Here is a 17806-nt window from a genome sequence, read left to right as displayed (position 1 = left end):
CGCCGGGACCACGCTGTCCCGCCGGGCGGCCGTCGCCGCGGTCTCTCTAGCGGGCGCCGATGACGCCGCGCGAGCGCAGGTCGCCTGGAGCTTGCCGACGTCGGTGGCGTGGGCGTCGAAGCCGCCGACCGCGGCCAGGGCGGCCGCCGTGCCGGCCGCCTCGCCGGTGGTGAAGCAGGTCGCCGTGATGCGGGCCGAGCCGTTCGCCTCGTGCGTGGTGGAGATGCAGCGCCCACCGGCCAGCAGGTTGGTCAGGTCGTGGGCGACCAGTGCGCCGAAGGGGATGTCGTACGCGGCCGGCAGGCCATCGGTGTGCGACAGGCCCGGCGCGTCGGCGTCGTGCACGTCGATCGGGAACGCGCCCATGCCGATCGCGGTCTCGTCGCGGCGGGCGTTCAGCACGTCGTCCTGGGTGAGCGTGCGCAGGCCCAGGATGCGGCGGGACTCGCGGACGCCGACCCGGTCGCCGACGGCCGACAGGTAGGCGTTGGCGCCGCCCGGGACGTACCGGCGGAACCATGCCAGGTCTCCAGCACCTGCTCGGCCAGCCGGGTGTAGCCCGACACCGTCCGGGTCACGTTGAGCACCGCCTCGCCGCGGGTCGGCCAGCCGGCCAGGTGCAGCTCGGTGCGGCGCCAGGACAGCCGGCCGTCCTCGTGGCCGGCGCCCAGCAGCGCGCCGAAGCCCCACAGGTTCACGTGGTCCTCGTCCGGCCGCCCGATGCGGCTGCCGTCGCGGAAGTCCTCGGGGTGCGCGCGGGCGTAGTCCAGCAGCGGGCCGAAGTCGACACCACCGAGGCGCAGCAGGAGCGAGACGGGCTGGGTGCGGCCCGGGCGGTCGGTCTGCACGGCCGCGCCGGCCAGGGCGAACACGACCGCGTCGCCGGAACAGTCCACGACGATCGTGGGTCTGATGACGGTACCGCCGGATCCGGCCGTCTCCACGCGCACCTCGGTGACGCGGGAGTCCACCGTGGACACGCGACGCGTACCGCGCCCTGCCCGCCAAGCGCCGCGCCGAGTTCCTGCGCGGCATCGCCGACCGGCTGGTCGAACACGGCGACGAGCTCGTCGATCTGGTCCAGCAGGAGACCGCCCTGCCCGAGGCGCGCGGCCGCACCGAGCTGGCCCGGACCGCCAACCAGCTGCGCATGTTCGCCGATCTGCTGGAGAGCCCGGAGTGGGACGACCCGCGGCACGTGCCCGGCGAGCCGGGCGTGCGCCCGGACCTGCGCTCCCGCCGCATCCCGCTCGGCCCCGTCGCGGTCTTCGGCGCCTCGAACTTTCCGCTGGCGTTCTCCGTCGCGGGCGGCGACACCGCGGCCGCGCTGGCCGCCGGGTGCCCGGTCGTGGTCAAGGGCCACCCGGCCCACCCGCGCACCGGCGCGCTCGCCGGCCGCTGCGTCACCGAGGCGGCCGCCGCGACCGGCATGCCCGGCGGCGTCTTCGCGCTCGTCTCCGGCCCCGGCAACGAGTTCGGCGCGCGGCTGGTCGCCGATCCGCGCATCGCCGCCGTGGGCTTCACCGGATCCCGCTCCGGCGGGCTGGCCCTCATGGCCGTCGCGCAGGCGCGGCCGGTGCCGATTCCGGTGTACGCCGAGATGTCGAGCATCAACCCGGTGCTGCTGCTGCCGGCCCGCCTGGCCGCCGACCCCGGCGGCCTCGCCGCCGCCTTCGTCGGCTCCCTCACCGCCGGCGCCGGCCAGTTCTGCACCAACCCGGGCCTGCTGCTCGCGATCGACGGCCCCGGCCTGCCCGAGTTCCGGGCCGCGCTCGCCGAAGGCCTGGCCGGGTCCCCGTCCGCGACGATGCTGACCCCGGCGATCGCCGACGCGTACCGCACCGGCGTGGCCGGCCGCGCCGACCGCATCATCGCCGGCTCGGCCGAGGACTGCCGCCCCGCGGTCTTCGCCGCCACGGCCGCCGAGTTCGCCGCCGCCCCGGCCCTGCGCGAGGAGGTCTTCGGCGCCGCGTCCCTGCTGGTCACCTGCGCCGACGCCGACGAGCTGGCCGCCACCGTCGAGTCCCTGGAGGGTCAGCTCACCGCGACCCTGCAGGGCGAGTCCGATGACCTGCCGCTCGCCCGCCGCCTCCTGTCGGCGCTGGAGCGCAAGGCCGGCCGGATCATCTGGAACGGCTGGCCGACCGGCGTCGAGGTCAACGCCGCCCAGGTGCACGGCGGCCCGTTCCCGGCCACGTCGGACGGGCGTACCACGTCGGTCGGCACGATGGCGATCGAGCGCTTCCTGCGTCCGGTCGCCTATCAGGACTTCCCGGCCGAACTGACGACCTGACCGGTAATCCGCATGATGCGCGGGGCGCCGTCCGGCGTACCCGCGCATCGCGCGGTCATGCGCGCCGCCGTCAGGTCAGCGGTCGAGTGGACTGGCGGCGATCCGCGCGGCGAGGTTGTTGCCGACCGACGCGGCCGCGGCGCTACCGGGTTTGCGCCTCGCCTGGTCCTCGAAGTGCGACCGACCACGTCACCTGGACCGAACGACTCCGGCGGCCCGCGGCGCGGGCTTCGTCGCCGGGGAGGTCCCCGCCGCCCCGGCGACCACCGCGGCCAGCACCAGTGCCGCCCCCGCCAGCTGCCCGCCCGAGAGCGACTGCCCGAGCGCCACCCACCCCAGCACCGCCGCCACGACGGGACTGAGCAGCCCGAACAGCGTCACCTGGGCCGGCGGCAGCGTGGTGACGCCGCGGAACCAGAGGAAGTAGGCGCCCGCGGTGCCGACCAGCGAGAGGTACGCGAACCCGGCCACGTTGCCCCAGCCGAGCGCGGGCGGCGCCCCCTCGACCAGCAGCGCCGCCGGCGCGAGCAGCACCCCGCCCACCGTGAGCTGCCACCCGGTGAGGGCCAGCAGCGCCGTGCGCCGCTCGGCGAACCCCGGCGGCGTGCCCCACCGCCGCCCCAGCACCGTGCCCAGCGACATCGACACCATCCCGCCCGCCGCGGCGGCGAGCCCGAGCGGGTCCAGCGCGGCGGAGGAGCGCAGCACGAGCAGGGCCACGCCGGCCAGCCCCGCCAGGCCGGCGACCAGCACGCGGGCGCCGGGGCGCTGGCCGAGCAGGCCGTAGGCCAGCCCGGCGACCACGAACGGGCCGAGGGCGCCCAGCACGGCGGCGACCCCGCCCGGCAGCCGGTACGCGGCGACGAACAGCAGCGCGAAGAACAGCCCGATGTTGAGCGTGCCGAGCACGGCCGCCCGCCACCACCAGGCGCCGCGGGGCAGGGCCCGGGCCGCCGCGACGAGCAGCAGCCCGGCCGGCAGCGCGCGCAACGTCCCGGCCAGCAGGGGCCGGTCCGGGGGCAGCAGCTCGGTGGTGACGAGGTACGTCGTTCCCCACAGCGCGGGGGCGATGGCCGTAAGGTTCCTCATGACTAAGTAACTTAGCACTAAGCTACAGAAATGCTAGACTCCATCCATGGACGACGTCGACCGCATCGTGGAGCAGTGGGGGCGCGAGCGCCCGGACCTGCAGACCGAGGCGATGGCCGTGTTCGGCCGGATCTACCGGCTGGCCCGGGTCGTCGGGGACCGCCAGGAGAAGGTGTACGGCGAGCTCGGCATCAACCGCGGCGAGTTCGACGTCCTGGCCACCCTGCGCCGCGCCGGCGAGCCGTTCCAGCTCTCCCCGAAGCAGCTCAGCGCCTCGCTCATGCTCACCACCGGGGGCATGACCGGCCGCCTCGACCGCCTGGAGAAGGCCGGCCTGGCGGCCCGCTCGCCCGACCCTGAGGACCGCCGCGGCCTGGTCATCACGCTCACCGCGCGCGGCCGCGAGGTGGTCGACGAGGCCGTCGTCGCCGGACTGGCCGCCCAGCGCGAGGTCCTGGAGCGCCTCCCGGAGGCCGGCCGCCGCCGCCTGTCGGCCCTGCTGCGGGACCTGCTGGCGGCCGCGGAGAGCGGTTAGACGACCGCGGTCGCGACCCACATCGTGATCGTCGCCAGGAAGTCGCCGCGCGAGCCGGCCTCGCTCAGGGCGCCGAACCAGTCGTCGCGCAGGTCCGGCGGGACGAGGCCGGCGTCCGGCGGGATCGCGGGGTTGAGCATGGGCAGTACCGTCGCGGCAGACTTCGGATCGGCGAAGTAGAGCGCCACCGGGACCGCGGTCACCTCGGGCAGGCCCGCGCGCAGCAGCCGGCGGCGCAGGGTGCGGCCCATGTCGAGGTGCCGGCCGACGACGGTGGCCAGCAGATGGTGGCGCACGGCGGCGACGAGGTGCGCGGGCAGGCCGTCGACCGCGACCGACTCCCAGTCCGTGTCGACCAGGCACAGCCGGCCGCCGGGGCGGGTCACCCGGGCCAGCTCGGCGATGGCCGCGCCGGGGTCGCCCAGGGTCTGCAGCACCCGTTCGCAGTGCACCGCGTCGAAGCGGCCGCCCGGGTACGGCAGGCAGGTCAGATCCTCCGCGTGGTAGTCCAGCCACACCACCTCGCCGGTGCCGCCGAGCCGGGCGGCGAGCAGCCGGGCCGCCTCGTCGCCGCCGCACCCGGCGTCGAGGATGCACTGGCCGGGCTCGAGGTGCAGCGCGGCGAACGCCACCTCGCGCACCCGCTGCAACTCAGGGCTGACCGCGATGAGGTCGGTGTGGGGGTTGCCCGGGGTGTCGTGGGCCATCTGGCCAGTCTCGTGCAGCGGCCCCCGGCGTGGCGGCCCGCGAGGCGATCGTCAATCCGACAATGACTGGCGTATCAGGCGCTGGAGGAGGTCCTGGTACCGCGCGAAGGCCGGCACCACGGCCGAGGGATCCTTGGCCTGCTCGTCCCAGCGGCGCAGGGCCACGGCGTCGGCGGCGTAGGGGTGCGCGGCGAAGCGCTGCGCCTCTTCCGCCGGCATCGGGCCGCCCTGGACGCCGAGGGTGTACTTCGACGCCTCCGACAGCCGATCGTGGTACCCGGGCTCGACCGCGCACAGATACCGCTTCGCCGCGACGTGCAGCCGCACCGGCTCGCAGACCTCCGGGCCGAACCACTGGGCCAGCCAGTCGGCGCCGGTGTCCGAGTGCCGGTTGTCGGTGCCGGCCATGAGATCGGCCCCGGTCAGTACACCGTGGAAATGCCCCACGTCGTGCAGCAGCGCGGCCGCCACGAGCGCGTCCGGCGCCCCGGCCCGCTCGGCGAGCGCCGCCGCCTGCAGCATGTGCTCGGCCTGGGTGACCGGCTCGCCGAGGTACTCGCGGGCACCCTCGCTCTCGAAGAGCCGCCGCAGTTCGTCCATGGCCGGGATCCTGCCCGCCGCCGATGAATGACGTTTGAACGCCGGACGGACCGGCAACCACGAATATTGTGGTGGCCGGCTCCCGTACCGCCCTATCGACTGCGGGGGTCGGCCGCCGGTGTCATTCGGCGTCCACGATCCGGCTGAGGTGGTCGAGGTCCTGGCGCAGCTGGGCGATGGCGCCGCGCACGCCGGGCTCGGGCGGGCGGCGGTGCTCGGGCCGCGCGACGCTGGCCACCGCCTGCTCGGCGAGCGCCGCGGCCACGGCGGCCGGCTCGGGGTCGCGGCCCGGGTGGTACCACCAGGCGACCCAGTTGCACATGCCGATCACCGCCAGGGCGGCCATCCGCTCGTCGGTCTCGCGGAACTCGCCGGCCCGGATGCCGGCCGCGATGATCCCGGTCACGGCGGCCAGGGCGGTCCGCTTCGCGTGGACGTGCCGCTCGGCGATCGGCGGCGGGAGGGCGCGCTCGGAGCGGTCGAGCATCCGGAACCGCTCCGGCGCGGCCGCCCGGTCGAGCACCAGCTCGTGGATGGCCGCGCGCAGCCGCTCGGTCGGGTCGAGCTCGCCGGCCGCGATCTCGCGCAGCTTCTCGGCGGCGCCCGCGCTCTCCTGCTCCACCAGCGTCGCGAGGATCTCGTCCTTGCTGGCGAAGTAGTGGTACAGCGCCGGGCGGGTCAGCTCGGCGGCCTGGGCGATGTCCAGCAGCGACGTGCCCTCGAACCCGCGCTCCGCGAAGAGCCGCGCCGCCTGCTCGAGAATGGCGGCGCGGGCGGCCACCCCGCGGGTGGACGCCCGCCGCCGTTCGCCGGTTTCGCTCATGTGCTCAGGCCGGCCGCCGCTTCGCGCAGGTCACGCTTCAGCACCTTACCGATGTTGCTGCGCGGCAGCGCGGAGAGGTGCTCCAGCCGCTCCGGCCACTTGTACTTGGCCACGCCCCGCCGCTCCAGGTAGGCGCAGAGGTCCGGCAGCGTCGGCGGCTCCTGACCCGGCCGCGTCACCACGAACACGCACCCGCGCTCGCCGAGCCGGGGATCCGGCATTGCCACGAGAGCCGCCTCCTGTACCGCGGGATGCCCGGCCAGCAGCAGCTCCACCTCCTCGGCGTTGATCTTCTCCCCGCCCCGGTTGATGAGGTCCTTGACCCGTCCCATCAGCACGTAGCTCGGCTGCCCGCCGAGCACGACCCGGGCCATGAGGTCGCCGGAGCGGTAGAAGCCGTCGGAGGTGAACGCCTCGCGGTTGCGCTCGGGCGCGTTGAGATAGCCGCGGATGGTGTACGGGCCGCGGGCGCACAGCTCGCCCGGCTCGCCGTCGGCGACGGGGCTCTCGGTGCCGGGCTCGAGCAGGCGTACCTCGTCCAGCGGGCTGATCGGGTCGCCCACGCCGCCGGCCCGCGCGTCCGCGGGCGCGTCCAGCGGCGTGAACAGGAACAGCCCCTCGGTCATGCCGAACGCCTGCGTGGTGTGCACGCCCCGGCGCTCCAGCTCGTCGAACAGCTCGCGCGGCACCGCCGCCGCCGAGAGCACCAGGTTGCGCAGGGCGGCGAACGCGGCGTCGAAGCCCGGGTGGGCGAGCAGGCCGGCGGTGATGCCGGGGGACAGCAGCGTCCAGGTCGCGCGGTGCTCGGCCATGAGGCCCAGCAGCTCATCGGGGCGCGGCCCGCACAGCAGCAGCGCGGCACCGGTCGCGTGGGCGGCGAAGAGACCGTTGGCCATGCCGGCGTTGTGCGCGATGGGTAGGGCGAAGGCGAGCCGGTCGGCCGCGGTCAGGCGCCAGAAGGCGGCGATGGCGGTGCCGTTGTACCAGTACTCCGGGTGCAGCCGCGGGATGAGCTTCGGGGTGCCGGTGGTGCCGCCGGACAGCTGCAGCACGGCCGGCTGGGTCAGGTCGGTGTCGCGCTCGATGGCGTCGAGCGCGGCGCGCTCGCCGGCGGTGGCGTCGCGCTCGGCGAGGTCCTCGATCCGCGGGGCCTCGTCGCCCTGGGCCGCCCCGATGGTGAGCAGCAGGCGCATGGTGGGCAGCTCAGAAGCGATCTCACCGGCGAAGGCGACGAGGTCGAAGCCGGGCAGGTCGGCCTGGACCAGGTGGGCGGCCGCCCCGGCGAGCTCGCCGATGGCGGCGATCTCGTGGCGGCGGTGCAGCGCCAGGGTGCACACCGGGCGGGCGCCGGCCCGCAGGATGCCGTAGAAGGCGGCGACGGCGTGGGCGGAGTTGGTGACCTGCAGGAGCACCGGTTCGCCGGGGCGCAGGCCAGCCGCGACCAGCCCGGCGGCCACGTTGTCGACGCGGCGGACCAGCTCGGCGTACGTCCACTCGTGCTCGGGCGTGATCAGCGCCGGGGCGCCGGCGTGGGCCCGGGCGGTGTCGCGCAGGGCGGCGGGGATGGTCCGGTCCAGCCACAGGCCCTCGGCGCGGTAGCGGTCGGCGAACTCGGCGGGGTAGCCGACTAGGGAGTTGTCCATCGGTCGTCCGTTTCAGGAGGCGGGGTGCGGGGCGGTGAAGCGCACGAGGTCGATGCGGCCCGCGATGACGCCGTCGACGACGTCGGCGGCGAGGGCGGGGTCGGCCTCCACGGCTACGGCGACGCCGGCGTGGCGGCGGACGTGCTCGGCGAGCGCCAGGCGGTCGAGCAGACGGTCCCGTTGCGGGGGACCGGTCAGCACGACCGGGCCGGGGGAGCGCTGGGCGGTCTTGACGAGCGCCGCGGCCTCGTCGCCCCAGGGGTCGCGGACGTCGGCGGGGAGGTCGGTCCCGGCCCCGGGCGGCAGCTCGCGGCCCCGCAGCACCGTGTCGAGCGACCCGAGGCCGGTCTCCGCGAGCGCCTCGGCGACCAGGCCGGGGTCGAACTCGGCCGCCTTCGCCGCGCCGACGGCGCCGCCGCGGCTGAGGTAGGCCAGCATGAGCGCGGCCGGCGGCAGGTCGAGCCGCACGCCGAGCGTCTCCCACCACCACCGGCTGCGGTCGGCGAGGTCCTGGATGCGCGCGGCCCGGGGCCGCCGGGCGCGCTCGTAGCCGGCCAGTGCCTGCGGCAGCGTCGCGTGCGCCGGGTCCCGCAGGGCCTCGACCAGCGCGACGGCGTCCTCCATGGCCATCTTGGTGCCGGAGCCGACCGAGTAGTGGGCGGTGTGCGCGGCGTCGCCGAGCAGCACGACGTTGCCGGCGCTCCACCGGGCCGTGGTCACGGTGCGGAAGTGCATCCAGCGCGAGCGGTTGCCCAGCAGCGTCCCGCCCAGGATCGGGCCGAACAGCTCCTGGAGGTACGCGATGCTGCGCTCGTCCGAGCGGTCCGGCGGCGTGCCCTCGGTCCACCGGTCCATGCCCGCCCGCCGCCACGTGTCCGGGTCGGTCTCGACGCCGATCGTGCTGCGGTCCGCCGCGTACGGGTAGCAGTGCACGTTGAACAGCCCGTCGGCGCCGCGCGCGGGGGCGAACAGGCTGGCCGGCAGCCGCTGGTCCAGGCCCAGCCACATGAACAGGCCGCGGCCGGGCGTCACCCGGGCGCCGAACTCGGCGGCCATCCCGTCGCGCACCCGGCTGCCCACCCCGTCGGCGGCGATGACCAGGTCGGCCCCCCGGACCTCGTCCAGGTCGGCCTCGCGGCCCAGCTCGACGCCGACGCCGAGGCCCCGCGCGATGTCGGTGAGCGCGGTGAGCAGGGCCGAGCGGGCCACGCCGATCGCGCCGTCGTTGCCGTTCGCGGTCACCGACCGCTCGCCGAGACGGAACTCCTGGTGCGGGATGGGGACGCTGGCCGCGCGCAGGCGGCCGACCACCGCCTCGTCGGCCGCGGAGAGCAGGTCGAGCGTGCGGCGGGTGAAGGCCACGCCGAAGCCGAACGTGTCGTCGGGCACGGAGCGTTCGAACACCCGGACCCGGGCGCCGGGCCACGCGCGCCGCAGCAGGATGGCGGCGAACAGGCCGGCCGGGCCGCCGCCGATCACGTGCACCTCGTCGAGCTTCATGCGGTCCAGGACACCACGCTTTTGACGCCACCGTCAAACAGTTGACGCCTCCGTCAAAGCGGCGTTAGCGTGGCGGTATGACCCAGAGCCACCTGGTCCGCGGTGTGGACCATGCCGCATTCCCCACGTTCGCGCCGAAGGAGACGATCCACTTCTACCGCGACGTGCTCGGCTTCCCGGTCGTGCACGCCACGTGTGCACTCGGATGGGGACCGGCCCGTCACCCGGACTTCATCCACTTCTTCTTCGACATCGGCCAGGGCGACCGGCTCGCGTTCTTCTACTACTTCGGCGTCGAGCCGTACCGGGACGACAACATCCCGGAGCTGATCCACCGCGCCCGGCACCTGGCCATCCACGTCGGGACGGAGGAGGACCTGATGGAGTACCGCCGCCGCCTCGACGCCAGCAACTGGCCGTGCGAGCTGCAGGTCCGCCACGAGACCGTCGAGTCGATCTACGTGCACGACCCGAACGGGTACCTCATCGAGTTCGCCCGCCCGCTGCGCGCGATCACCCCCGAGGACGACGTCGACGCCAACCTGAGCGTCGAGGCCCTGCTGGCCGTCGCCGACGAGCCGGCCCCCACCTTCGCCCGCTTCCTCGAGCTCAAGGCCGAGCTGATCGCCGAGCGCTTCGCCGGCGAGCCGGCCGGGGTGACCCTGGTATGACCACCCTCTTCGTGCTCGACATCGACGACTTCCGGCCGGTGGCCACGGCCGCCGCGGCCGACCCGGCCGTCACGGTCCGCCGCCGCGGGCCCTACCTGGAGCTCACCGCCGACGGGGGGATCGCCGTCGAGCGCGCCGCCACCGGCTGCCGCAACGCCGTCTGGTACAGCTGCGTCGCCGCCGTGCGCGGCACCGTCACCCGCTGGGACAGCACCGGCCTGACCGTCGCCCCGGCGGTGACCCGATGACGGCCGCCGTCGACCGGCTCGGCGCCGGCCGCGACGTGGCCGGCGTGGCCTTCCCCGACGGCGTGGTCACCACCCACCACGAGCTGGCCACCGCCGACGGCGCCCGCGTGCTGGGCCTGCTGCACCGGCTGCCCGGCTCGACCGCCGTCGTGTCGCTCATGCACCCTCGCCAGCAGCTGGCCCACCACCCGATGGCCGGGCACCTGCTGCGCATGGGCCTGTCGGTGTGGACCCAGGACAGCCGCTCGCCCAACAACGACCTGAGCCTCGTGCACGAGCAGACCCTGCTCGACGCCGCCGCCGGGCAGGTCTTCCTGCGCGACCTCGGCTTCGAGCGCCGCCTCGTCTTCGGCCACTCCGGCGGCGGCCCGCTGTTCGCCTTCTACATCGAGCAGGCCGCGCTGGCCCCCGAGGCGCGCCTCGCGGCCGGCCCCGCCGGGCGGCCGGTGCCGCTGGCCGCGGCCGACATGCCGGTGCCGGACGGGGCGCTGTTCCTCGCGCCGCATCCGGGGCAGGGGCAGGTCCTGCGGTACTGCATCGACCCCTCCGTCGTCGACGAGGACGACCCGCTGTCGGCCGACCCGGCGCTGGACATGTACGACGAGGCCAACGGCTACGCCGGCCCCGGCAACCCGGCCTCCTACGCGCCGGAGTTCCTGGCCCGCTACCGCGCGGCGCAGCAGGCCCGCATCGAGCGCATCGACGCCCTCGCCCGCGGGCACGCCGACCGGGCCGCGGCCGCCCGCGCCCGGTTCGCCTCCACCGGCGATGCCCGCGACCGGCGGGCCTCGCTCGCGCCGATGGTGATCACGACGTACCGCACCGACGCCGACCCCCGCTACACCGACCCGTCGCTGGACCCGAACGACCGCCACCACGGCTCGCTGTTCGGCCGCCGCCCCGACCTGACCAACTACGGCCTGGTCGGCTTCGGGCGCCTCACGACGCCGGACGCCTGGCTGTCGACGTGGTCGGCGAACACCTCCAACGCCGGCTTCGAGCGCTGCGCGGCCGGCATCCATATCCCGACGCTGTACGTCGAGCTCTCCGGCGACGCCGCCGCGTTCCCGGCCGACGCGGCCCGGATGTTCGACGCCATCGCCGCCACCGACAAGACCCGCGTCGTGGTGCGCGGCCAGCACTTCGGCCAGCCCCTCGCCCCCGGCGAGCCGACCGGCTACGCCGCCGCCGCCGAGGTCATCGGCCCGTGGCTGGCGGCCCGGTGACCGCGCGCTACGCCGAGGACCTGGCGCCCGGCGAGACGATCGCCTTCGGCTCCTACACCGTGACCCGCGCGGAGATCGTCGCCTTCGCCGAGCAGTGGGACCCCCAGTCCTTCCACGTCGACGCGGAGGCGGCCGCGCGCGGCCGCTTCGGCGACGTGATCGCCTCCGGCCTGCACACCCTGGGCGTGTTCCAGCGGCTCTCGGTGCTCAGCGCGGAGTCGCAGTGGGCCGTCATCGCCGGGGTGCGCCTGGTCGACGTGCGGTTCCCGCGGCCGGTGCGGCCCGGGGTCACGCTGACCGGAGGGGTCCGCATCGAGTCGGTCGACGTCGACCCCTCGCGGCGGCGCGCTCTGCTGGTGAAGGCCGGTTGGCTCGACGACGAGGAGGGTCGCGTGCTGGAGCTGCGCTCGGAGGCGCTCGTGAGGTGCCGTCCATGACCGTCCTGCGCGATGTCACCGTCGTCGACCCGCGCGACGGCACGCTCACCCCGGGCCGGGACGTCACCGTCGACGGCGGCCGGATCGCGGCCGTCCGGCCGGCGGACCCGGCCGCCCCGCCGTCGCAGACCGCCGGCAAGTTCGTGGTCCCCGGCTTCCTCGACATGCACGCGCACCCGCTGGAGCTGCCCGACCCGAGCGGCGCCCTGCGCCTGATGCTCGCCCACGGCATCACCGGCGTGCGCCAGATGTCCGGCTCGTCCCGCCTGCTGCGCCGCCGCGCGGCCGGCACCCTGAACCTCCCGGAGGACGGCCCGGCGATCGTCGCCATGCCCGGCTCGGTGCTCACCCCGCTCAACGCCGGCACCCCCAGGGCCGCCGTCACCGCGGTCGCCGAGCAGCAGGCCGACGGCGCCGACTGCGGCGTCCCGATGATCGCGGGCAGCGACGCCTGCGGCGCCATCTGGCAGGTCGCGGGCCACTCGCTGCACCAGGAGTTCGACGAGCTGGCCGCGGCGGGCCTGAGCCCGCTGCGGGTGCTGCAGATGACGACCATCGACGCCGCGGAGTTCCTCGGCCGCGCCTCCACCATGGGGACCGTCGAGGTCGGCAAGGACGCCGACCTGGTGCTGCTGGACGCCGACCTGGTGCTGCTGGACGCCGACCTGGTGCTGCTGGACGCCACCCGGTCCGCGACGTCGCCGCCCTGCATCAGGTCTCGGCCGTGGTGCGCGCCGGCCGCTACTACGGCCCGGCCGACCTGGCGGCGATCCGGGAGCAGGTGGCGACCGCTCGTATCGTCGGGTAGGGCGCGCGCCCGCCGCGGGCGGTCAGGACGTCCGCGTGCCGGTGAGCGTTCCGGATGCCAGGACATGTCCCGCGAGGGCCGCCGGCAGATGTTCGATGCCGGCGACCTTCGCGAGGTCGATGCCGGTGTCGAGGGCGTAGACGTGGAAGCGGTAGCGATGCGCGCCGTGGCCGGGAAGTGGCCGTGGCCCGAGGTACCTGGCCTGGCCGCGGCGGTTGGGGAGAAATCGGATGCCCGGGTTGTCCGGTGTCAGGGCGCCCTCCGGCAGGCCGCCCTCGGCCGGCGCGAATGCGGCGATCGTGTGGATGCCCGGCACGGCGCCCGGGTTGTCGAGGTCCTCGAGCACGAAGAGCATGTCCGTCGTTCCCGCGGGAAGGGCATCCCACGCGAGGGCGGGCGACGTCTCCTCGCCGATGAACAGCCCGCAGTGCTTCGCGGGGATCACCTGCCCGTCGCGGAAGCTGGGGGAGGTGAGCGCGATGCGGTTCCCGGTCGCGAGCTCGGGAGCGTTGGCGATGCTCGCGGCCTCGTCCGGGCGTCGGCCGCGAAGCGCCCAGCCGAGGGGAAGGAGGAGGACTTCTACAGGGTGCATGGTGCTCCTGTTCAAGAGTCGGCGATGCGCAGGAGGAGCGGGGCGACCCGGGCGATGTCGTCGCGTTCGGCGGCGGTGAGTTCGGCGAGCCGGCTGTTCAGCCAGTCCCGGCGGTGGCGACGCGATGCCATGGACGCTGCCCTGCCCTGGTCGGTCAGGGTGAACAGGACTTTGCGCCGGTCCTCCGTCCCGCGGGACTTCGTCACGTAGGCGAGCTGCTCGAGCCGGCGAACCGTCTGACTCATCGAACCGAGCGTGACCCGCGCGGTCTCGGCGAGGTCGCTCAAGCTCATCCGGCCCTGCTTGTCGAGCACGATGAGCACGAGCAGCGCCGCGTCCGCGACCTCGCCCTCCACGCGCTCGGACCGGAATCGGCTGTAGAGGCGCACGACCGCGCGCCGCAGCTCCGCGCCGACCTCGTCGATGTCCTCACTCACGCCGCACCTCCAATGCTTAGTACACCGTAGCATCTACTGAGTACTACTAAGGAATACGCGCTTGACCCTCACGCCGCGTGAGGCCGGAGGGTGGGGTGCATGAGCGACTACTACAACGCTTTCGAGATGAGTCCCGTGCCCGTCCCCGGCCCGGATGCGGTTGCGCCGGAGCCGTTCCGGGGCATCTACGGAATGCCCGCGTTCGTGACGATCCCCACGAGCGATGTGGCGGCGTCGGTGGACTTCTGGACCCGTGGGCTCGGGTTCTTCGAGCTGTTCAGCATCCCCGGCAGGCTTGTGCACCTGCGCCGGTGGGCGTTCCAGGACGTACTCCTCGTCGCGGCGGCGGAGGTCGCGGAGCGGGCACCGGCGATGAGCGTCAGCTTCTCGTGCGTGCTGAGCCAGGTCGACGCCCTCGTCGAGGCCTGCCGTGCGGTGCGCCCGGACTCGGCCGACGGCCCACGGGACACTCCCTGGAACACCCGCGATGTGGAGGTGATCACCCCCGAGAACGCGCGGGTCGTGTTCACCGCGGCGAAGCCCTTTGATCCGGCCAGTCAGGAGGCGCGGAACCTTGCAGCCATCGGGATCACCCCACCGGCCGCCGGTCGCGGCGACAATGAGGAGCGTGCCTGATGCCGCTGACGCCGAGGGCCTGACCGTCGGTCAGGTCTCGACGCGTCTGGGCGTGACGGTCCGCGCGCTGCACCACTGGGATGACATCGGCCTGGCGCGACCGTCGCTGCGTACGGCCGCCGGATACCGGCTCTACACCGCCGGCGACCTGGAACGCCTGCACCGCATCGTCATCTACCGGGAGATCGGCCTCGGCCTGGACAGGATTCGGGCCGTCCTGGACGACTCGGCCGTGGACGTGCTCAGCGCCTTGCGCGCGCAGCGCACCCAGGTGGCCCAGCGGATCGAGCGCCTCCAGCAGCTCGGCGCCGGCCTGGATCGGATGGTCGCCGCCCACGAGCGCGGCCTGCTGCTGACCGTCGAGCAGCAGGCCGCGATCTTCGGCCCGCAGTGGAACCCGGACTGGCCCGCCCAGGCCCGCCAGCGCTACGGGGACACGACGCAGTGGCAGCAGTACGCCGAGCGCGCGGCCTCTCGCAGTCCGCAGGAATGGCAGGCCATCGCCGACACCATCGCGGAGCTCGACCGTGCCCTTGGCGACGCCGTGGCCGCCGGTGTCACCCCTGGCAGCCCAGAGGCGAACCAGCTCGTCGAGCGGCACCGTGAAGCGTTCGCGTCGTACTTTCCCCTCACCCGGCAGATGCAGGTCTGCCTCGGCCGCATGTACGAGGCCGATCCGGCATTCGCCGCCCACTTCGACGGCATCCGGGCCGGCCTCGCCACGTGGTTCCGGCAAAGCGTCGACGCCAGCGCGCGCGCCCACGACATCGACCCCGACACCGCTACCTGGCGCTAGTTGGCCGCCGACTGCAGGGCGATGTCCTCCATCGCCCACAGCAGTGCCTCCGCGTCGTCCGGGGCCATGAAGTGGCTGTCGAGGTACAGCGTGATCGCCACCGCCTCGTCGGAACCGTCGACGTTGAGGAAGAACGCGGACGACTCCCCGTCGGCGGCGCTGAGCCACTCGAACGACGAGCGCTCCGGCGCCGCGGCGTCCTGCCCAGCCCCGCCGCGCCGGTCGTTGAGGCTCACGTCGAGCAGCACCTCCGGCCCGCGCTCGGCGGCCACCGCGGCCAGCATCCGGTCGAGGTCGCGCCGGTCGTAGTAGGCGTGCTTGTAGGCGGCGAGGGCGGCGCCGTGGGCCCGGCGCAGCACCTGCGGGAAGTCCCCGGTGGTGTCGACGACGCAGAGGCCGGCCTGCGAGACCGGGCACACCGTGCCGGCCAGCCCGGGCCGGAAACGGTTGCCGACGGTGAGCCGCAGCGGTACCACGGCGGGACCGGCGATCCGCGCGAAGGCCATCGCGAACGCGGCCAGCAGCGCCGGGGCCGAGTCGAGGCCCTCGCGCCCGGCCGCCGCTCGCAGTGCCCCCGGCAGCGCCGCGGAGCGGAACAGTCCCGTCCAGTGCCGCGGGCTGCGCGGGTCGCGCGAGGGGCGCACCGCGGGCACGGGGATCGCGCGCAGATGCCCCTCCCAGTGCCGCATGGCGGCCTCGTGCTGGCGCCGGACGGCCGGCGTGGCCTGCTTCCGCGCCTGTTCCAAGGGCAAGGCTCCGGACACGGATTCGGTACTGCGCCCAGCCGACTCCTGCATCATCAGCGCCGCGCCCGCGCCGTCCATGGTGATGTGCGAGACGATGAGCGTGGCGTGCACGGGCCGCCCGTCGTGGCGGATGACCGCCATCCGCACCGGCCACTCGGCGGCGTGGTCCCAATCCGAGTCCCGGAAGCGCGCCTCGACCGCCGCCGCCACCTCGGCGGGGTCCTCGTCGCCGGCGTCGACGACCTCCAGGCCGATCTCGCCGCGCTCGTGCACGACCTGGCTCGGCCAGCCGTCCGCGTCGAACGCGAGCCGGGTGCGGAAGGTCTGGTAGCGGCTCATGAGGTACCGCAGCTCGTCCTCGACGTCCTCGACCGTCGCACCCTCGGGCAGCGGCCGGGTCCCGCCCATCGCCAGGGCCTGGCCGAACGCGGCCATCTTGACCCAGATGTCGATCTGCCCCCAGGACAGCGGGCCCTCGCCGCCGCCCTCGCCCGCGAATGCCACCACATGGGTGCTCATGGGTTCCATACCTCCCCGCGCCGGTACTGGTCGATCTTTCCGTTGATCTGCCCGAGATGCAATTGGAGTCTCTCGATCTGGTCCTGGACCCGGCGGGCGTGTGCCGTCAGCACCTCGAGGCGCTCCTGCCGCGTCTCCGCGCCGTCCCGCATGAGATCGATGAACGCCTGCATCTCGGTGATCGGCATCCCGGTGTCGCGCAGGCAGCGCAGCAGCGCGAGCCACTTGAGGTCGAGCTCCTCGAAGACCCTCCGCCCGGTGGACGTGCGGCGGACCGGCGGCAGCAGGCCGATGCGCTCGTAGTAGCGGACGGTCTCGGGGCTGAAGCCGCTTCGCTCGGCGGCCTCCTGCGGCGAATACGTCGTCGGCATGCGCCCAGGATCGCATCGACGGTGCTTGCGCTTGACCCGGAGTCCACTCCGGGTTGTTTCGTGGTGGCCATGATGGACGAGTACTTCCTGCTCGGGCCGACCGGCCTGCGCGTCTCCCCGCTGGGCCTGGGCACCATGACCTTCGGCGCCGCCGGCTGGCACGCCGGCGAGGACGCCGCCCGGGCCATCTTCCGCCGGTACCTGGACCGCGGCGGCAACTTCGTCGACACCGCCGACATCTACAGCGGCGGCGCCGCCGAGGAGCTGCTGGGCCGGCTCATCCGCGAGACCGGCGCCCGCGACCGCCTGGTCCTGGCCACCAAGTTCGGCGGCCCGACCGACCCCACCGACCCCAACGCCCGCGGCAACGGCCGCAAGCACATGCTGGCCGCGCTCGACGCGTCGCTGCGCCGCCTGGGCACCGACCATGTCGACGTCTACTGGCTGCACCTGTGGGACCGCGTGAGCGGCCCCGAGGAGGTCATGGCCACGTTCGACGCGTTGGTACGGTCCGGCAAGGTCCGCGCCGCCGGCCTCAGCAACGTCCCGGCCTGGTGGGCGGCCAAGGCCCAGACCCTGGCCCGGCACCGCGGCTGGGAGCCGGTCGCGGCGCTGCAGCTGGAGTACTCCCTCATCGAGCGGACCCTGGAGTTCGAGCACCTGCCGGCCGCGCTCGACCTGGGCATGTCGATCGTCCCCTGGTCCCCGCTGGGCAACGGCCTGCTCACGGGCAAGTACTCGCGCGCGATCGGCCCGGGCGCCGGACGGCTGGCCCCGGACAGCGGCTGGCCCCTCCCGGTCGACCCGGACGACCGGCAGTGGGGCATCGTCGACGCCCTGCGCTCGGTCGCCGCGGACCTGGGCCGCTCCCCGGCCCAGGTCGCCCTGCGCTGGCTGGCCGGCCGCCCGGCCGTCACCGGCACGCTGATCGGCGCGACCACGGTCGAGCAGCTCGACGCCAACCTGGCCGCGTTGTCCTTCGGGCTGCCGCGGGAGCTGCGGGAGCGCCTCGACGCGGCCAGCGCCCCGCCCGCCCTGACGACGCCGCACTCGCTCTTCGCGCGGTTCCCGGCAACGCCCAGAACTGTCCCTTGCCGGGAGTGTCAAGCTCCTCTATGTTAATTGAAAA

The 17806-nt window shown here is 74.5% G+C and carries 21 protein-coding genes and 1 pseudogene; 10 read left to right on the top strand and 12 right to left on the bottom strand.

What is annotated here, in order from left to right; genetic code table 11:
• Positions 1–480, bottom strand: a 480-nt coding sequence (locus ABD352_RS32610) for an FAD-dependent oxidoreductase (RefSeq protein WP_344616366.1), incomplete at its 3' end; no start/stop codon positions are given.
• A complete protein-coding gene (locus ABD352_RS32605) occupies positions 396–980 on the bottom strand; it encodes an FAD-dependent oxidoreductase (protein WP_344616360.1) in 585 nt (194 codons plus the stop codon). The genes ABD352_RS32610 and ABD352_RS32605, both read right to left, overlap by 85 nt.
• Positions 981–997: 17 nt before the next feature.
• Between ABD352_RS32605 and ABD352_RS32600 the strand changes: the two genes are divergently transcribed.
• On the top strand, positions 998–2293 hold the full coding sequence (locus ABD352_RS32600) for an aldehyde dehydrogenase (NADP(+)) (RefSeq protein WP_344616365.1): 1296 nt from the start codon (positions 998–1000) through the stop codon (positions 2291–2293).
• A gap of 189 nt (positions 2294–2482) precedes the next feature.
• Here ABD352_RS32600 and ABD352_RS32595 read toward each other — a convergent pair whose 3' ends face one another.
• Entirely contained in the window at positions 2483–3382 is a 900-nt protein-coding gene (locus ABD352_RS32595; protein WP_344616359.1) for an EamA family transporter, read from the bottom strand.
• 46 nt (positions 3383–3428) lie between these two features.
• On the opposite strand from ABD352_RS32595, the gene ABD352_RS32590 reads away from it, so the two are divergent.
• Positions 3429–3917, top strand: coding sequence for a MarR family winged helix-turn-helix transcriptional regulator (locus tag ABD352_RS32590; protein ID WP_344616358.1), 489 nt, complete (start codon positions 3429–3431; stop codon positions 3915–3917).
• Here the strand turns inward: ABD352_RS32590 and ABD352_RS32585 are convergent.
• The 5 genes from ABD352_RS32585 to ABD352_RS32565 form a co-directional block, all read right to left on the bottom strand.
• Positions 3914–4624, bottom strand: coding sequence for a methyltransferase domain-containing protein (locus tag ABD352_RS32585; protein WP_344616357.1), 711 nt, complete (start codon positions 4622–4624; stop codon positions 3914–3916). The genes ABD352_RS32590 and ABD352_RS32585 overlap by 4 nt on opposite strands.
• 51 nt (positions 4625–4675) lie before the next feature.
• Positions 4676–5224, bottom strand: a complete 549-nt coding sequence (locus ABD352_RS32580) for a phosphonate degradation HD-domain oxygenase (RefSeq protein ID WP_344616356.1) — start codon at positions 5222–5224, stop codon at positions 4676–4678.
• A gap of 121 nt (positions 5225–5345) precedes the next feature.
• Entirely contained in the window at positions 5346–6047 is a 702-nt protein-coding gene (locus ABD352_RS32575; RefSeq protein ID WP_344616355.1) for a TetR/AcrR family transcriptional regulator, read from the bottom strand.
• Positions 6044–7690: a (2,3-dihydroxybenzoyl)adenylate synthase gene (locus ABD352_RS32570; protein WP_344616354.1), complete on the bottom strand. Its 1647-nt coding sequence runs from the start codon at positions 7688–7690 to the stop codon at positions 6044–6046. Before ABD352_RS32570 ends, ABD352_RS32575 begins: the two co-directional genes overlap by 4 nt.
• A gap of 12 nt (positions 7691–7702) precedes the next feature.
• Positions 7703–9190, bottom strand: coding sequence for an FAD-dependent monooxygenase (locus tag ABD352_RS32565; RefSeq protein WP_344616353.1), 1488 nt, complete (start codon positions 9188–9190; stop codon positions 7703–7705).
• A 77-nt stretch (positions 9191–9267) separates the two neighbouring features.
• Between ABD352_RS32565 and ABD352_RS32560 the strand changes: the two genes are divergently transcribed.
• The 5 genes and pseudogenes from ABD352_RS32560 to ABD352_RS57785 all read left to right on the top strand — a co-directional run.
• Positions 9268–9861: a VOC family protein gene (locus ABD352_RS32560; protein WP_344616352.1), complete on the top strand. Its 594-nt coding sequence runs from the start codon at positions 9268–9270 to the stop codon at positions 9859–9861.
• Positions 9858–10109 (top strand): hypothetical protein, encoded by a 252-nt coding sequence (locus ABD352_RS32555; protein ID WP_344616351.1) that lies wholly within the window; start codon positions 9858–9860, stop codon positions 10107–10109. Before ABD352_RS32560 ends, ABD352_RS32555 begins: the two co-directional genes overlap by 4 nt.
• Complete coding sequence (locus ABD352_RS32550) at positions 10106–11335, top strand: hypothetical protein (protein WP_344616350.1); 1230 nt, start codon at positions 10106–10108, stop codon at positions 11333–11335. The genes ABD352_RS32555 and ABD352_RS32550 overlap by 4 nt, the downstream gene beginning before the upstream one ends.
• Positions 11332–11772, top strand: coding sequence for a MaoC/PaaZ C-terminal domain-containing protein (locus ABD352_RS32545; RefSeq protein WP_344616349.1), 441 nt, complete (start codon positions 11332–11334; stop codon positions 11770–11772). The genes ABD352_RS32550 and ABD352_RS32545 overlap by 4 nt, the downstream gene beginning before the upstream one ends.
• Positions 11769–12425 (top strand): annotated as a pseudogene (locus ABD352_RS57785) (amidohydrolase family protein); the annotation flags it as partial. The gene ABD352_RS32545 and the pseudogene ABD352_RS57785, both read left to right, overlap by 4 nt.
• A 177-nt stretch (positions 12426–12602) precedes the next feature.
• On the opposite strand, the gene ABD352_RS32540 reads toward ABD352_RS57785, so the two are convergent.
• Positions 12603–13172: a YbhB/YbcL family Raf kinase inhibitor-like protein gene (locus tag ABD352_RS32540; RefSeq protein ID WP_344616348.1), complete on the bottom strand. Its 570-nt coding sequence runs from the start codon at positions 13170–13172 to the stop codon at positions 12603–12605.
• Positions 13173–13183: 11 nt separating this feature from the next.
• The gene (locus ABD352_RS32535; protein WP_344616347.1) at positions 13184–13609 is read right to left on the bottom strand and encodes a MarR family winged helix-turn-helix transcriptional regulator; all 426 of its coding nucleotides are present in this window, start codon (positions 13607–13609) and stop codon (positions 13184–13186) included.
• A 99-nt stretch (positions 13610–13708) separates the two neighbouring features.
• On the opposite strand from ABD352_RS32535, the gene ABD352_RS32530 reads away from it, so the two are divergent.
• Positions 13709–14245: a VOC family protein gene (locus tag ABD352_RS32530; protein WP_344616346.1), complete on the top strand. Its 537-nt coding sequence runs from the start codon at positions 13709–13711 to the stop codon at positions 14243–14245.
• Complete coding sequence (locus tag ABD352_RS32525; protein WP_344616345.1) at positions 14238–15041, top strand: MerR family transcriptional regulator; 804 nt, start codon at positions 14238–14240, stop codon at positions 15039–15041. The genes ABD352_RS32530 and ABD352_RS32525 overlap by 8 nt, the downstream gene beginning before the upstream one ends.
• Here the strand turns inward: ABD352_RS32525 and ABD352_RS32520 are convergent.
• Together ABD352_RS32520 and ABD352_RS32515 are read right to left on the bottom strand one after the other, a co-directional pair.
• Positions 15038–16306 (bottom strand): condensation domain-containing protein, encoded by a 1269-nt coding sequence (locus tag ABD352_RS32520; RefSeq protein ID WP_344616344.1) that lies wholly within the window; start codon positions 16304–16306, stop codon positions 15038–15040. The two genes, ABD352_RS32525 and ABD352_RS32520, sit on opposite strands and share 4 nt — an antisense overlap.
• Positions 16303–16677, bottom strand: a complete 375-nt coding sequence (locus tag ABD352_RS32515; protein ID WP_344616343.1) for a MerR family transcriptional regulator — start codon at positions 16675–16677, stop codon at positions 16303–16305. The genes ABD352_RS32520 and ABD352_RS32515 overlap by 4 nt, the downstream gene beginning before the upstream one ends.
• A gap of 21 nt (positions 16678–16698) precedes the next feature.
• On the opposite strand from ABD352_RS32515, the gene ABD352_RS32510 reads away from it, so the two are divergent.
• Positions 16699–17799 carry an aldo/keto reductase gene (locus tag ABD352_RS32510; RefSeq protein ID WP_344616342.1) on the top strand — a complete coding sequence of 367 codons (1101 nt, stop codon included), beginning with the start codon at positions 16699–16701 and terminating at the stop codon, positions 17797–17799.
• Positions 17800–17806 lie beyond the last annotated feature (7 nt).

The organism is Dactylosporangium salmoneum (genome assembly GCF_039532525.1).
Lineage (GTDB): Bacteria > Actinomycetota > Actinomycetes > Mycobacteriales > Micromonosporaceae > Dactylosporangium > Dactylosporangium salmoneum.
This window is presented reverse-complemented; position numbering and strand designations above follow the sequence as displayed.